1 protein-coding gene is annotated in these 18136 nt (G+C 61.4%); it reads left to right on the top strand.

What is annotated here, in order from left to right:
* Positions 1 to 73 precede the first annotated feature (73 nt).
* The gene (locus ACQG2G_RS10425; protein WP_348595834.1) at positions 74 to 18079 is read left to right on the top strand and encodes an Ig-like domain-containing protein; all 18006 of its coding nucleotides are present in this window, start codon (positions 74 to 76) and stop codon (positions 18077 to 18079) included.
* Positions 18080 to 18136 lie beyond the last annotated feature (57 nt).

Genomic DNA, 18136 nt, shown 5'->3' on the forward strand with positions numbered 1-18136 from the left:
AATTTCCCAGGGATAGCTACATCCATCTGGTGGACATATCCACAGGAATCCGAGCACCTGCAAGGAGAGAAATATGAGTAACGTAAAAGTTGTAGATGTCATCATTCGCAAGACAGCGGAGAAAACGAAATTAACCGGCGAAGGAAATCTGTCGGTCTCCATTTCCTCTCCGAGCGTGATTGAAATCCAGGGTTCTGCACAGGACGTGGTGCGTTACGTCCGCCAGGGGAAAGACCTTCTCATTTATATGAAAGATGGCAGCGTTATTCGCTGCAATAACTATTTCGTTGAAGATCCTGAAACCCATAACCAGTCTGAACTGGTATTTAACGATAATCAGGAATTAACACATATCTCTTTTGCCGATGCCGGGGAAGCGTCAGGCGCAGCCGTTACTGAATTAACCGCGCAAGCCACACCGATTAGCAGCATTGAACCTTTCCTGATCCAGGAGAGCATATTGAGTGATGCGCCATGGGGCTGGATTGCGGGGGCGGCGTTAGGCGGCGGTGCTATTGGGGCACTGCTGGCTCACGGTGGTGACGGCGAAACAAAAACAAAAGTTATTGATAATACGAAAGAAGTTGAGAGCGCAACGCCAACCTTCATGCTCACCGATCTTGCGGGAGACAAGCAGGGCGTGCTGAGTGCAAATGCGATCACCGACGATAACACGCCAACCTTTAGCGGTACCGGGCAACCGGGCGCGACCATTCAGATCAAAGACAGCAGCGGCAATACCCTTGCCAGCGCGATGGTCAGTAAAGACGGCACCTGGACGGTAAAACTGCCGACCCAGACAGACGGGGAACATACCTGGTCAGTCGTGCAGATCGACGGCAGTAAAACGACCTCCGCAGGCAGCATCACCGTGACCGTTGATACTGCCGTGGCGAGCGTGACGCTGGCAACCACGGCGGGGGATAACGTCATCAACGCCAGCGAGCAGTCCGCAGGCTTTACGCTTTCTGGTGCCAGCAAGAACCTGGCGCAGGGAACAGAGCTGACCGTTACGCTGAACGGCAAATCCTATACGGCTGAGGTGGGTGCAAACGGCGCATGGAGCGTGAAGGTGCCTGCGGCGGATGCGCAGGCGCTGGGCGACGGCACCTGGACGGTGAACGTCAGCGGCAAGGACGCGGCGGGCAATACCGTGAACGGCAGTCAGACGATTGGCGTGGATACTGCGGCACCTACCATCGCGGTCGATACTGTCGCGCAGGACAATATTATCAATGCCGCTGAACACCATCAGCCGCTGACGCTGAGCGGGAAAACCACGGCGGAAGCCGGTCAGATTGTCACGGTGACAGTGAACGGTAAAAACCATACCGCCACGGTGGGCAGCGACGGTACCTGGACCGTCACGCTGCCAGCCAGCGAGGTGCAGTCGCTGGCGAATGGTGAACACACCCTGACGGTGAACGTCAGCGATAAAGCCGGGAACGGGTCATCCACCCAGGCTCATTTCACCGTGGATACTGTCGCCCCGGTCGTGACCATCAATACCGTCGCGGGCGACGATATTCTCAACACCAGTGAGCAGGGCCAGGCGCAGATTATTTCCGGCCAGGCGACCGGAGCCGCAGCAGGCGATGTGGTCACCGTGACCGTTGGCGGCCAGAGCTTTACCGGCGTGGTGCAGGCGAACGGCAGCTGGAGCGTAGGCGTACCGGCGTCAGTCATTGACGCGCTGGGGGAAGGTAACCACAGCATTGCGGTTTCGGTGACCGATGCGGCGGGCAATACCGGTAACGCCACCCACGGCATTACCCTGAGTGGTAACCCACCGGAATTCACCCTGAATGCCATCAGCCAGGATAACGTGCTGAACGCGCAGGAGGCGATGCAGCCGCTGAGCCTGAGCGGCACCAGCAACCTGCCAGACGGCAGCGTGGTAAACGTCACGCTGAATAACGTGAGCTATCAGGCCACCGTTAATAACGGCATCTGGTCAGTTCAGGTGCCGGTGTCTGACGTTCTGAACCTGGCAAACACCCTGTACACCGTCAGCGTGAGCGGCACCGATGCCGCCGGTAACAGCGGCTCCGCCGAAGCGGCGCTGCTGGTGGACACCGTGCTGCCGCAGGTGATTATCAATACCTTCGCCGGTGACAACCTGGTCAACAATGCTGAAGTGGCGGTGGATCAAACCCTGAGCGGGCGCGTCACCGGTGCGGCGGCGGGCGACACGGTCTCTGTTTCGGTGGGCGGTAAGAGCTACACCGCTACAGTAGGCAGCGATCTGACCTGGAGCGTGACCATTTCGTCAGCCGATCTGAAGGCCTTTGGCGACGGGGCGTTAACCTTTACCGCTTATGTCACCAACGCCCACGGCAACACCGGCAGCGGCGAGCGTGATATCAACATCAACGCCGAGATTCCTGGCCTGCGGGTGAATACCATTTCTGGCGATGATGTGATCAACGCCATCGAGCAGCAGCAGGATCTGACCGTGACCGGCTCCAGTACCCACCTGGCAGCGGGCACGCACGTCACCGTCACCATCAACGGCGTCGAGTATGCCGCCGTGGTCAACGCCAACGGCAGCTGGCAAATCGGCGTCCCGGCGTCCGATCTGCAGGGCTGGACGGCCGGAGATATCACCGTTCACGTCAGCGCGACAGATGCCTGGGGAAATACCGTTTCAGCTGAGCACCCCATCGAGCTGGATCTGAACGCCGTGGCGGTGACCATCGATACCGTCAGCAGCGATGACATGCTGAATGCGGCTGAAAAAGGTGCCGATCTTGTGCTGTCGGGCCAGACGCAGGGCGTAGAGGCCGGGCAGACCGTGGTGGTGAAATTCGCCGACCAGACCTTTACCGCGCAGGTGCAGCAGGATGGCTCCTGGAGCCTGACCGTGCCGGCCAGCGCCATGGAGACGCTGATTGACGGACGCGCGCAGGTCAGCGTCAGCGTGACGAACGTCAGCGGCAACAGCGCCGACGCGTCGCGCGTGGTGACCGTGGATACCTTACCGCCGTCCATTACGATCGATAACCTGACCGACGACAACATCATTAATGCGGCCGAAGCGCAGCAGGATCTGATCTTAAGCGGCGGCAGCAATGCTGAGGCGGGACAGACGGTTACCGTTACGCTGAACGGCAAGCACTATCAGACCACCGTCCAGAGTGACGGGACCTGGACGGTGAACGTACCGGCTGAGGATCTCGGCGCTCTGACTGACGGCACCGTCACGGTAACGGCAACCGTGAGTGACGTGGCAGGCAACAGCAGCAGCGCAGACCGCGTTGGGCTGGTGGATGCGACCGTCCCGCAGGTAACCATTAACGATTTTGTCACCGACACCAATACCGTTAACCAGCACGCGCATTCACAGGCGCAGATCCTGAGCGGGTCGGTCACCGGTGCGGCAGCGGGTGACCTGGTGACCATCACCCTGAATAACGTGGAGTACACCACCGTGGTGGATGCGGCGGGGAACTGGAGCCTCGGCCTGCCAGCCTCCGTTGTACAGGGTCTGACAGACGGGACCTGGACCGTTAACGTCTCGGTGACCGATCGCTCCGGTAATACCGGCAGTAGCGCAGTGGACGTAGTGGTCAACACCGTGACGCCGGAAATCGCTATCAATACCCTGGCGGCGGATGATGTGATCAATGCGACTGAGAAAGGCGAGGATCTGCTGCTTTCCGGGACCAGCAACCAGCCGGAAGGAACGACGATTGCCGTTAGCCTTAACGGCATCACCTACACCGCGACCACCGACGCCAGCGGCAGCTGGAGCGTCACCGTACCTGCCTCTGCGGTCAGCGCGCTGGGCGAAGCGCATTACACCGTGACTGCCAGCGTCACCGACAGCGTGGGCAACAGCGCCTCAACCACGCACGATGTGCTGGTGGACAGCTCGCTGCCGGTTGTGACCATCAACGCGCTGGCGGGCGATAACATCGTTAACGCGGCGGAAGTGGCCGCGGGGCAGACGTTGACCGGTAAGGTTACTAATGCTGCTTCAGGTGACACTGTCACTATTATTCTCGGCGGCCAGACCTACACCACCACGGTTCAGGACGATCTCACCTGGAGCCTGCCGTTAACCCAGAGCCAGTTAACCGCGCCTGGCAACGGCGAACTGACCGTATCGGCCAGCGTCACCAACGTGCACGGCAACACTGGCTCTTCCTCGCTGGACTTCACCATCGACGCCCAGCTGCCGGGCCTGCGTATTGATACGGTCGCAGGCGATGACGTCATCAATGTTATCGAGCACGGTCAGAACCTGATTGTGTCCGGCACCAGCACCGATCTGGCGGCAGGCAGCACCGTTACCGTCACCATTAACGGCAAGGATTATTCCGCCTCGGTACTGGCAGACGGCACCTGGCAGGCGGCCGTGCCTGCGGCGGACGTCTCCCAATGGGCTGACGGTTCACTGACCATCAGCGCCAGCGCGCAGGACACCTCCGGCAACCCGGTCATGATTGGCACCGTCGTTGATGTGGATCTCAGCCCGGTCGCCATCAGCATTAACAGCGTGACCGCTGACAACGTGCTGAACGCGGCGGAAAAAGGTGAAGACCTGGTGCTCAGCGGCACCTCGGCCAACGTTGAGGCGGGACAGACCGTGATCGTTACCCTGGGCGGGAAAACGTATACGGCGACGGTAGACGCCAACGGCGACTGGACCACCACCGTTCCGGCAGCGGATCTGAGCAGCCTGAAGGACGGCGATGCCAGCGTGCAGGTGAGCGTGACCAACGTTAACGGCAACAGCGCATCGGCGGGGCGCGAGTACAGCGTGGATACCACCGCGCCGACGGTCACCCTCAATACCATCAGCGGTGACAACATCCTGAATGCGGCAGAGGCGGCGCAGGATCTGACCCTCAGCGGTACCTCCACCGCCGAAGCGGGCCAAACGGTGACCGTGGCCTTCAATGGCAACACCTATACCGCGCAGGTGCAGGCAGACGGTAGCTGGACGCTCGACGTCCCGGCGGCCGATCTGGCAGGCATCGCCGACGGTAATGCCACGGTCACGGCATCCGTTTCTGATAAAGCCGGCAACCCGGCGAGCACCGATGCGGCCGTGCTGGTGGATACCACCGTGCCGCAGATCGTGTTTGACGTTGTGGCGGGTGATGACATCCTGAATATCGCCGAACACGGCCAGGCGCTGATCGTCTCCGGTAAGGTCACGGGTGCCCAGGCGGGAGACGTGATTACCGTCACCCTTAACGGCAAAGACTACACCGCCATGCTGGACGCCTCCGGGAACTGGAGCACCGGCATTCCGGCCACGGACGTCGGCGCGCTGGTAAGCGGCGATCAGACCCTCTCGGCAACCCTCACCGATAAAGCGGGCAACAGCACCACCGCCACGCATGATGTTACGGTCTCCCTGACCGCGCCGGTTATCGCCATCAACACCCTTGCGGGCGATGACGTGATTAACGCGATCGAAAAGGGTGACGATCTGCTGCTCTCCGGCACCAGCAATCAGCCGGACGGCGCCACCATCACCGTAACCCTGAACGGTATCAGTTATACCGCCACCACCGACGCCAGCGGCAACTGGAGCGTGACCGTTCCGGCAGCCAACGTCTCGGCGCTGGGTGAAGCCAGCTACACCGTGACGGCGAGCGTGACCGATACGGCAGGCAACAGCGCGAGCGCAAGCCATAACGTGCTGGTGGACAGCGCGCTGCCGGTTGTCACCATTAATGCGGTTGCCACCGACGACGTCATTAACGCTGCGGAAGTGGCGTCTGGCCAGACGCTGAGCGGGAAAGTGAGCGGTGCCGCGAGCGGTGACTCTGTCACGATTTCCATTGGTGGCAACAACTATACGACAACCGTTCAGGACGATTTAAGCTGGTCGGTGAATGTGCCGTCTGACGTGTTAACCGCCATTGGCAACGGGGACCTGACCGTGACGGCCAGCGTCACCAACGGCCACGGCAACACCGGTTATGGCGAGCGTGACATCACCATTGATGCCAACCTGCCGGGCCTGCGTGTGGACACCGTGGCGGGCGACGATGTGATTAACAGCATCGAGCACGGGCAGAACCTGATTATCACCGGTACCAGCGAGGGGCTGAGCGCTGGCTCGGCGTTGACGGTCACCGTCAACGGTAAAACCTACGCGGCCACGGTGCTGGCAGACGGCACCTGGGCGGCAGCGATCCCTGCCGCAGACGTCAGCGCGCTGAATGCGGGCACGGTCACCGTGACCGTTGACGGCCAGAGCAGCGCCGGTAACCCGGTGACTATCAGCCATGACGTGACCGTGGATCTGGCGACAGTGGCGATCAGCATTGACGCCATTGCCACCGATGACGTGATCAATGCGGCAGAAAAAGGGGCGGATCTGGTGCTGTCCGGCTCCACCACTAACGTGGAAGAAAACCAGGCGGTTTACATCACCTTCGGCGGTAAGTCTTACACCGCAACCGTAGATGCCAGCGGTAACTGGACCGCCACCGTGCCATCGGCTGATTTGGGTAGCCTGAAAGATGGCGACGCCAGCGTGCAGGTGAGCGTCACCAACGTCAATGGCAACAGCGCGTCGGCAGGCCGCGAATACAGCGTGGACGCTACCGCGCCGACGGTTTCCATTGAGATTGTCAGCGATAACAACATCATCAACGCGCTTGAAGCGCAGCAGGATCTGGACATCAACGGTGTGACCAACGCCGAAGCGGGCCAGACCGTCACCGTGACCCTGAACGGCGTGGATTACACCACCACCGTACAGGCCAATGGCAACTGGAGCGTCACCGTGCCGTCTGCGGACCTGAGCAGCATGGTGGACGGCAACTACACCATCAGTGCCGCCGTCTCCGATAAAGCGGGCAACCCGGCCTCTGCGGATCGCGACGTGCTGGTGGATATCACGGTTCCGCAATTGACCATTAACACCGTGTCCGACGACGACGTGATCAACAGCGCCGAGCATGCGCAGGCCCTGATGGTGACCGGTTCCGTGACCGGCGCCGAAGCGGGCGATGTGGTTACCGTCACCATTAACAACAAATCGTATACCGCCACCGTGGATGCCTCAGGCAACTGGAGCGTGGGGGTACCTGCGGCGGACGTCAGTGCGCTGACCGCGGGCGATTACACCATCACCGCCGCGTTGACTGATAAAGCCGGTAACAGCAATAGCGCGACCCATGACGTGGAGGTGAACCTGACCGCCCCGGTGCTGACCATCGATACCGTGTCCGGTGATGATGTGATCAACAGCACCGAGAAAACGCAGGATCTGACCATTACCGGTACGGCCACCGGCCTGACGGCAGGTGCGGTTGTTACCGTGATGCTCAACGGCAAAGCGTATAGCGCGACGGTGGATGATAACGGTCTCTGGAGCACCACCGTTCCGGCGAGCGAGGTGGGGCAACTGGGTGAAGCGCTTTACAGCGTCACCGCGTCAGCCACGGACAGCGTTGGCAACAGTGCTAGTACCTCGCACACCGTGAACGTGGAGTCTGTACTGCCGGGGGTCATCATCAATACCGTCGCGGGTGACGACGTCATTAACGCGGCGGAGCTGGCAACCGGGCAGACCATCAGCGGTACCGTGGTGAATGCCGAAGCGGGCAATACCGTGACCGTGACGTTGGGAGGCAACACTTACACGGCCACGGTGCAGAGCGATCTCACCTGGTCTGTCAACGTACCGGAATCGGATCTGACGGCGCTGGGCAACGGCGAACTGACGGTGAGCGCCAGCGTAACCAACAATGTGGGCAACAGCGGCTCCGCTGAGCGCGATATTGCTATCGACGCCAATCTGCCGGGCCTGCGTGTGGACACCGTGGCGGGCGATGATGTGATCAACACCATCGAGCACGGACAGAACCTGATTATCACCGGCTCCAGCGACGGTCTGACGCCGGGTACGGGATTAACCGTCACCGTGAACGGCAAAACCTACCCGGCGACGGTGCTGGCCGACGGCTCCTGGAGCGCAGCGGTTCCGGCGGCGGACGTCGGGGCGCTGGCTGCAGGCACGGTCACCGTGACCGTTGAAGGTCAGAGCAGCGCGGGTAACCCGGTCTCCATCAGCCACGATGTCACGGTGGATCTGGCAAGCGTCGCCATCAGCATTGACGCCATTGCCACCGACGACGTGATTAATGCGGCCGAGAAGGGCGCGGATCTGGTGCTCTCCGGCAGCACCTCGAATGTGGAAGCGAACCAGACCGTCACGATTACCTTCGGCGGCAAGAGCTACACTGCCACCGTGGGGACAGACGGTAAATGGACCGCCACCGTGCCAGCGGCGGATCTTGCCGGTCTGAAAGACGGCGACGCCAGCGTGCAGGTGAGCGTCACCAACGTCAACGGCAACAGCGCGTCCGCAGGGCGCGAGTACAGCGTGGATGCTACCGCGCCGTCCGTGACCATCAACACCCTTGCAACTGACGACATACTCAACGCCGCAGAAGCACAGGCCGACCTGACCGTCTCCGGCACCAGCACCGCAGAAGCGGGCCAGACGGTGACCGTGAGTCTGAACGGCCAGGACTACACCGCAACGGTCGGTTCAGACGGTAACTGGACGCTGAACGTCCCGGCGGCGGATTTGGCAGGTTTAGCCGACGGCAGCGTGACCGTCACCGCATCGGTCAGCGACAAGGCGGGTAACCCGGCGTCGGTTGATCATAATCTGACGGTGGACATGACCGTGCCTGAGGTGACCATCAGCACCATCGCGGGCGATGACGTCATTAACATCGCAGAACACGCTCAGGCGCAAATCATCAGCGGCATAGCCACCGGCGCGGCGGCGGGCGATAAGGTCACCGTGACGATTGGCGGCCAGAGCTACACCACCGTGCTGGACGCGGCGGGTAACTGGAGCGTGGGCGTACCGGCCAGCGTCATTTCCGGCCTCAGCGACGGCAGCGTGACCGTGACTGCGTCAGTCACTGACGCGGCGGGCAATACCGGCACCGGCACCCATAGTGTGACCGTCGACACCGGTCTGCCTTCGGTTAATTTCAACGCCATCAGCGATGACAACGTCCTGAATGCGGTGGAGAAAGGCCAGGATCTGAACGTCAGCGGCACCAGCGCCAACCTGGCAGAAGGCACCGTGGTGACCGTTTCCCTGAACGGTAAAAACTACACGGCCACCACGGCGGCAGACGGTACCTGGAACCTGACGGTTCCGGCCGCCGATCTGGCCGGTCTGGGTCAGGCGAATTACACCCTGAATGCGACCGCCACCAACGGCGTGGGCAACAGCGTGAGCAATACGGCGAACCTGCTGGTCGACACCGCGCTGCCAACCGTCACCATTAACACCGTGGCGGGCGACAACGTGATTAACGCGGCGGAAGTGGCGGCGGGCCAGACCATCAGCGGCACCGTGGCGAATGCCGAAGCGGGCAACACCTTAACCGTGACGATTGGTGGCAACAGCTACACCGCGACGGTGCAGAGCGATCTGAGCTGGTCCGTAAGCGTGCCGTCCGACGTTCTGACCGCGCTCGGCAACGGCAGTCTGAGCGTGAGCGCGACCGTCACCAACGGCCACGGCAACACCGGTACGGGCGAACGTGACATCACCATCGACGCCAACCTGCCGGGCCTGCGTGTGGACACCGTGGCGGGCGATGATGTGATCAACACCATTGAGCACAACCAGAACCTGATTATCACCGGCTCCAGCGACGGGCTGACCCCAGGCACCGCACTGACCGTGACCGTCAACGGGAAAGACTATTCCGCAACGGTGCTGGCGGACGGCACCTGGAGCGCGGCGGTCCCGGCGGCGGACGTGAGCACGTGGCCGGAAGGCACCGTGAAGATCAGCGTCACCGGCGACAGCACGGCGGGTAACCCAATAACCATCAGCCATGATGTCACCGTAGATCTGGCAACGGTGGCCATCAGCATCAATGCCATTGCCTCCGACGACGTGATTAACGCGGCGGAGAAGGGCCTGGATCTGGTGCTCTCTGGTGCCACCACCAACGTGGAAGCCGGGCAGACCGTCACCCTGAGCATGGGCGGTAAAATCTATACTGCGCAGGTCGATGCCGATGGCAACTGGACCGCTACCGTGCCAGCGGCGGATCTTGCCGGTCTGAAAGACGGCGACGCCAGCGTGCAGGTGAGCGTTACCAACGTCAATGGCAACAGCGCGTCGGCGGGTCGCGAGTACAGCGTGGACGCCACCGCGCCGTCCGTGACCATCAACACCCTGGCGACGGACGACATTCTTAATGCGGCAGAAGCACAGGCCGACCTGACCGTCTCCGGTACCAGCACCGCGGAAGCGGGCCAGACGGTGACCGTGAGCCTGAACGGCCAGGACTACACCGCAACGGTCGGTTCAGACGGTCACTGGACGCTGAACGTCCCGGCAGCGGATCTGGCGGCGCTCAGCGACGGCAGCGTGACCGTTACCGCATCGGTCAGCGACAAGGCGGGTAACCCGGCGTCGGTTGATCACAATCTGACGGTGGACGTGACCGTGCCTGAGGTGACCATCAGCACCATCGCGGGCGATGACGTCATTAACATCGCAGAACACGCTCAGGCGCAAATCATCAGCGGCATTGCCACCGGCGCGGCGGCGGGTGATAAGGTCACCGTGACGATTGGCGGCCAGAGCTACACCACCGTGCTGGACGCGGCGGGCAACTGGAGCGTGGGCGTACCGGCCTGCGTCATTTCCGGCCTCAGCGACGGCAGCGTGACCGTGACTGCGTCAGTCACTGACGCGGCGGGCAATACCGGCACCGGCACCCATAGCGTGACCGTCGACACCGGTCTGCCATCGGTTAATTTCAACACTATCAGCGATGACAACGTCCTGAACGCGGTGGAGAAAGGCCAGGATCTGAACGTCAGCGGCACCAGCGCCAACCTGGCAGAAGGCACCGTGGTGACCGTGACCCTGAATGGTAAAAACTACACGGCCACCACGGCGGCAGACGGTACCTGGAGCCTGACGGTTCCGGCCGCCGATCTGGCGGGTCTGGGACAGGCGAACTACACCCTGAACGCGACCGCCACCAACGGCGTGGGCAACAGCGTGAGCAATACGGCGAACCTGCTGGTCGACACCGCACTGCCGACCGTCACCATTAATACCGTGGCGGGCGACAACGTGATTAACGCAGCAGAAGTGGCGGCAGGCCAGACCATCAGCGGCACCGTGGCGAATGCCGAAGCGGGCAACACCGTAACCGTGACGATTGGTGGCAACAGCTACACCGCGACGGTGCAGAGCGATCTGAGCTGGTCCGTGAGCGTTCCGGAGTCGGTCCTGACCGCGCTGGGCAACGGCGATTTAACGGTATCAGCGACCGTCACCAACGGCCACGGCAACACCGGTACGGGCGAACGCGATATCACCATCGACGCCAACCTGCCGGGCCTGCGTGTGAACACCGTGGCGGGCGACGATGTGATCAATAGCATCGAACATGGTCAGAACCTGATCGTCACCGGCTCCAGCGACGGGCTGGCGGCGGGCACAACGCTCACCGTGACCCTGAATGGCAAAACCTATGCGGCTTCCGTGCTGGCAGATGGTACCTGGAACGCGGCGATCCCGGCCGCAGACGTCGGGGCGCTGGCTGCTGGTACGGTCACCGTCACCGTTGCAGGCCAGAGCGCAGCAGGCAACCCGGTGACCATCAGCCATGACGTCACGGTCGATCTGACCGCGGTCGCCATCAGCATTGACACCATCGCCGCTGACGACGTGATTAACGCGGCGGAGAAAGGTGCGGATCTGGTGCTCTCCGGTAGCACCAGCAACGTGGAAGAAAACCAGACCGTTACCGTCACCTTTGGCGGCAAGTCTTACACCGCCACCGTCGATGCCGACGGCAACTGGACCGCCACCGTACCGTCCGCGGATCTCGCGGGCCTGAAAGACGGCGATGCCAGCGTGCAGGTGAGCGTCACCAACGCGCACGGCAACAGCGCGTCCGCAGGGCGTGAGTACAGCGTAGATGCCACCGCGCCAGGCGTCACCATTGATACGGTTGCTGGCGATAACGTTATTAACGGCAGCGAAGCATCCGCTGGTGTGACTGTCTCCGGCACGACCACGGCAGAAACCGGGCAGACGGTTACCGTGACGCTGGGCGGCAACAGCTATACCGCCCAGGTACAACCGGGCGGCACCTGGAGCGTCAACGTACCTTCCGCCGATCTGTCCGTACTGGCTGATAATGGCTATACGGTGCAGGTGAGCGTCAGCGATACGGCGGGTAACCCGGGCAGCGCGAGCAAAGCGATTACGCTGGATACCACACCGCCGACCGTCAGCTTTAACGTGGTGGCGGGCGATGATGTCATCAACAGCGTGGAACATGCGCAGGCGCAGATCGTCAGCGGCACGTCCACCGGCGCGAACGTGGGCGATAAGGTCGTCATCACCTTGGGTTCAAACCAGTACACCACCACCGTTGATGCCAGCGGTAACTGGAGCGTGGGCGTACCGGCGAGCGTGATTTCTGCGCTCAATGACGGCACCGTGACCCTCAGCGCAACCATCACCGACAGCGCGGGCAACAGCAGCACCCAGACCCACGACGTGGTGGTCAATACTGCCTCCGTGGCGCTGACGGTTAATACCCTCAGCGGCGATGACGTGATCAACGCAGCAGAAGCCACTACGTCTCTGGTGATTAACGGCTCCAGTGCCCAGTTTGCCAGCGGCACGGTGGTGACCGTGACCCTGAACGGCAAGAGCTATACGGCCACCATTCAGAGCGACGGCAGCTGGAGCACCACCGTACCGGCGGCCGATGTGGGTGCGCTGGCCGATGGCGCGAACTATCAGGTAGCGGTTTCGGCGCAGGACAGCGCGGGCAACAGCGCTTCGGCAACGCACAGCATCAGCGTGGACACCACTGCGCCAGTGGTGAGCATTGCAACGCTGTCGGGCGATGACGTGATGAACGCAGCGGAAGCGCAGCAGCCGCTGACCGTCCACGGCTCCTCCAGTGCAGAGGCGGGCCAGACCGTCACCGTGACGCTGGGCGGCAAAACCTACACTGCCACCGTGGCGAATGACGGCACCTGGACGCTGGATGTTCCGGCCACTGACCTGGCTGCACTCGGCCAGGGCGCGCTGACGGTGACCGCGTCGGTGAACGACAAGGCGGGTAATAACGGTCAAACCACGCATACCTTAACGGTAGACACCGTCGCGCCAACCGTGACCATCAGTACCGTGGCCGATGACGATATTGTCAACAACGCCGAGCAGCTGGCCGGCCAGACCATCAGCGGCACCACCACGGCGGAACAGGGCCAGACAGTGACCGTCTCCTTTAACGGCCACAGCTATCAGGCAACCGTCGCGGCGGACGGTACGTGGTCGGTCTTCGTACCGGGCCGAGATTTCCTTGGCCTGAGCGACGGGGATTACACCCTTACCGCCTCGGTGAGCGATAAGGCGGGCAACCCGGGCAGCGCCACGCACGACGTGACGCTGAACGGCGAAGTACCGACGATCGTTATTAACACTTTTGCCCAGGACGACATCGTTAGCGCCGCCGAACACGGTACGCCGCTGGTGATCAGCGGTACTACCGACGCGCCAACGGGCCAGACGGTGACGGTGACCCTGAACGGCAAGTCCTATACGACGACCGTGCAGAATGACGGCAGCTGGAGCTATACGCTCGGCAGCGCAGATGTTTCCGCGCTGGCAGACGGCGGCGCGTATGTCATTAACGCGCAGGTGAGCAACACCATCGGCAACACCGCCAGCGACAACCACACCGTTACCGTGGATCTGACTGCGCCGTCGATGGGGATCAGCATTGATTCCCTGCAAAACGACACCGGTCTGAGCGCGAGTGATTTCATCACCAATGACAGCCAGATTATCATCAACGGTTCCCTGACCGCGCAGCTCGGCAACAACGAGAAGGCGCAGATCAGCCTGGACGGCGGGGCCACGTGGAGTGATCTGAGCGTCACCGGCACGACCTGGCGCTACACCGATAGCCGCACTCTGACGGACGATACGTACCAGTACCAGGTGCGGGTGATCGATAACGCGGGCAACGTGGGGGCAACGGACAGCCAGGACGTGGTGATTGATCTGACCGCGCCTGTGGCAACGAGCATTACGGTTGACTCCATCTCCCAGGATACCGGTCTGTCCAACAGCGACTTTATTACCAGCGATACGCAGATCAGCCTGAAAGGGACGCTGGGCGCGGCGCTGGGCAGCGGTGACCACGTCCAGATCAGCCTCGACGGCGGCCAGAACTGGACCGATGTTAGCGTCAGCGGTTTGAGCTGGACCTATGTGGATGGCCGTACGCTGGCCGACGGGGATTACAACTACCAGCTGCGCGTCATTGATGATGCGGGGAATATCAGCGCTACCGTAAGCCAGGTAGTGACCATCGATACCGTTGTGCCGGACGCCAGCAAAACGATCGCCATCGACAGCATCAGCGATGACACTGGCCTGAGCAGCAGCGACTTTATCACCAGCGATACCTCGCTGACGCTGCACGGCTCGCTCGGCGCGACGCTGGCCGACGGGGAATATGCCCAGATCAGTATTGACGGCGGCGTGACCTGGCAGAACGTGATTGTCACCGGCAACAGCTGGTACTACGTGGATGGCCGCACGCTGGCTAACCAGACCTACGACTACTACGTTCGCGTGGTGGATGCCGCAGGTAACGTGGGTGCCAGTGCCCATCAGCAGGTCACCGTTGACACGGTGGCCCCGGATGCGGCGATTACGGTGAGCGTGGATAACATCACTGTGGATACCGGCTTCGACAATAACGACTTCCTGACCAGCTCGACATCCTACACCCTGCACGGCACGCTCGGTGCTGAACTGGGAGCGGGTGAGTACGTTCAGGTGAGCATGGATGGCGGCACCACCTGGGTCTACGCCACCGTGAGCGGCACGCAGTGGAGCTATAACGACACGCGCACGCTGACCGACGATAGCTACAGTTACCAGGTACGTGTTGTCGACCAGGCGGGGAACGTCGGGGCTACCACGTCGCAGGTGGTAACGGTGGATACGCAGGCGCCGCAGTACGGCGTCACTATCGACAGCATCAGCGACGATACCGGACAGTCCGGCAGTGATTTCATCACCATGGACACCACGCTGACCATTAACGGTTCGCTCGGTAGCGCGCTGGCAGACGACGAGCGCGTGCAGATCAGCCTCGACGGCGGCAATACCTGGGTTGACACCACGGTCACCAACCAGCGCTGGAGCTACACCGATACCCGCGATCTGGATGACGGGGATTACACCTACCAGGTGCGGATTATCGACCAGGCGGGTAACGTTGGCTCCACCGCGTCGCAGGTGGTGACGGTCGATACTACGCCGCCAACCACCGTGGGTACCGTGGTGAGCTACACCGACGGTGAAGGCGAGCGTCAGGGCACTTACGGTACGTCGGTGGCGACGGATGATACCTCACCGCTGATCAACGGCACGCTGAACCGCGCCCCGGACGACGGCGAAATTGTGCAGCTCTATCGCGACGGCATTCTGCTTGGTCAGGTAACCATGAACGGCAGCGCCAGCTGGTCCTTCCAGGACAACGGCCTGAGCGATGGCAACCACACCTACATTGTGCGCGTCACCGATAAAGCCGGTAACTACACGGAATCGGACGGGTTTGTGCTGAACGTCGATACCAGCGTGCCGACCACCACGGCGGCAATTACCGCCCAGACCACCTCCGATACCACGCCGATTGTCAGCGGTACGGTATCCGCAGACCTGGTGAACGGTGAATACCTGGTGGTGACGGTGAACGGGAAAACCTACACCTCCCAGACCGGCGGTGCGGTAGTGGTCGACCCGGATCACAACACCTGGTATCTACAGATCCCGGACAGCGATGCGCTGGGCGTGGCGAGCTATAACGTCACAGCACAGGTGAAGAGCAGCGCGGGCAACGGTAATACCACCGGTATTGCCAACGGTAGCCTGGTGATTGATACCACCACCGTGAATACCGACTGGGCGACCACGGCGGGGAACAGCAATAACTCGACCATGACCGTCGGCACGAACAGCAGCGGCCTGTGGAATATCATTGCTAACGGCCAGTCTTACTCCAGCAGCGATAGCTCGACCTATGCCGGCAATACGCTGAGCAACACCCGTGGCTATTACGTGGTGAGCCAGACCGCCGCTGACTTTGACCGTAACGGCACGCAGGATATCTTTGCGACGGAGAACACCTACGCGGGTTCTACGCAGGTGATGTGGACCTACGATGGCAGCACCTATAACGCCAGCCAGCTGGCGATGGGGACCACCATCTGGTACGGCGGCGTGGTGGCGTACGACAAAAACGGGGATGGTTATCTGGATCTGGCATACGGCGATGCGGGTGCGGACTCCATAACCTATCTGATTAACAACAATGGCGTGCTGACACCAGACGGTACCAACGGCGGGGCAGGCTTCTGGGGACAATTCACCACCATGCGTGAAATCTCCGGCGTCGACCTGAACAACGACGGCACCGTAGACATTGTGCAGCACACCAACCGCAGCGGCGCGTACTCGTTAACCGTGATGAACAACAACGGCAACGGCACGCTCTCCATCGGCCAGAACCTGACCAACGTGTTTGTGGTTAATGCGGCGAATACCACCACGGCAGCCTCCATGACGTGGGCGGACTTCAACGGCGATGGCTACATGGATCTGTACCTGGGCAGCAGCTACAACAACACCGGCGGGGTGATCTACTACAACAACGGTGCAGGACAGCTGTCCACGACCAAGAGCGCGGTAGAAGCTTCTAACGCCACGGCGGGGTATCTGTCGGTGGCGGTGGACTGGAACGGTGACGGGCAGATGGACATCATCAAGCTCAGCACCTACGGCGCGTCACAAACCGCAACCCTGTTCACCAACAACGGTTACGGTTCCACCTGGACCTCGAGCCAGCTGGCGTCTGGGCTTGCCAACGTCACCGGCGTGGCTGCGGTGGATTACAACTGGGACGGCACACAGGATCTGCTGGTATCGCAGCAAAACGGTAAGGTGGTGCTGGTGCAAAACAGCAAAACCATTGCCGACGGCACCGCGATGCACCTGCACATTGTCGACAGTGAGGGTATCAACGCTTACTACGGCAACACGGTCAATCTGTATAACGCCGCGGGTGTGCTGGTGGCCTCGCAGATCATCAACGCCCAGTCCGGTATCGGCTCGAACGATACCTCTGCGCTGGTGAGTTTCTACGGGCTGGATCCGAATGAGACCTACTCGGCCGAGATCGTCAAGATCACTAACGGCGTGTCGGATAATGTCACCTGGAGCGGCCTGGAGGCGGGCAACGGTAAGGAGGGCTACGTGCTCACTGCCGAAGCGGCCACCGGCGGCCACAGCGGAACGATTACCGGCACCGGGTATAACGACACCTTTATCGCAGAGGATGGCACCTATACCTATAACGGTTCCGGCGGCTGGAATACCCATTCCGACTATGACACCTGGAGCAACACCGGTGGGATGGACGTGGTGGATTACCGTAACGCCACGTCCGGCATTACCGTTGATTTACGTCTCTCCACGGCGCAGGACACCGGGTTTGGCACCACGCGGTTGTTGAACATTGAAGGGATCAACGGCTCGGACTTCGACGATGTCATTACCGGCAACAGCGGTGATAACCAGTTCGAAGGCCGGGGCGGAAACGACACCTTCAATATCGGCAGCGGCGGCCACGACACGTTGCTCTATAAGCTCATCAACGCGTCGGATGCCACGGGTGGTAACGGTCACGATGTGGTGAACGGCTTTACCGTCGGCACCTGGGAAGGCACGGCGGATACGGACCGTATCGACCTGCGCGATCTGCTCTCCGACAGCGGTTATACCGGCACGGGTTCGGCGAGCTATGTGAACGGGGTGGCAACGCTGGACAGCAGCGCGGGGAACATCACCGATTACATCCGCGTGGTGCAAAACGGCAGCAATACCGAAATCCAGGTTGACCTCGACGGTACGGGCGGTCAGTTCTCGCCTACCACGCTGGTGACCCTGAACGGCGTCCAGACGGATCTGGCGACGCTGCTGGCCAATCATCAACTGTTAATTGCGTAAAACCCTGCCGCGGGGAGCGATCCCCGCGGCCTTTTGCGTTTCTTTAGACGACTTGCG

The organism is Enterobacter cloacae complex sp. 382A5 (assembly GCF_050031095.1).
Classification (GTDB): domain Bacteria; phylum Pseudomonadota; class Gammaproteobacteria; order Enterobacterales; family Enterobacteriaceae; genus Enterobacter; species Enterobacter cloacae.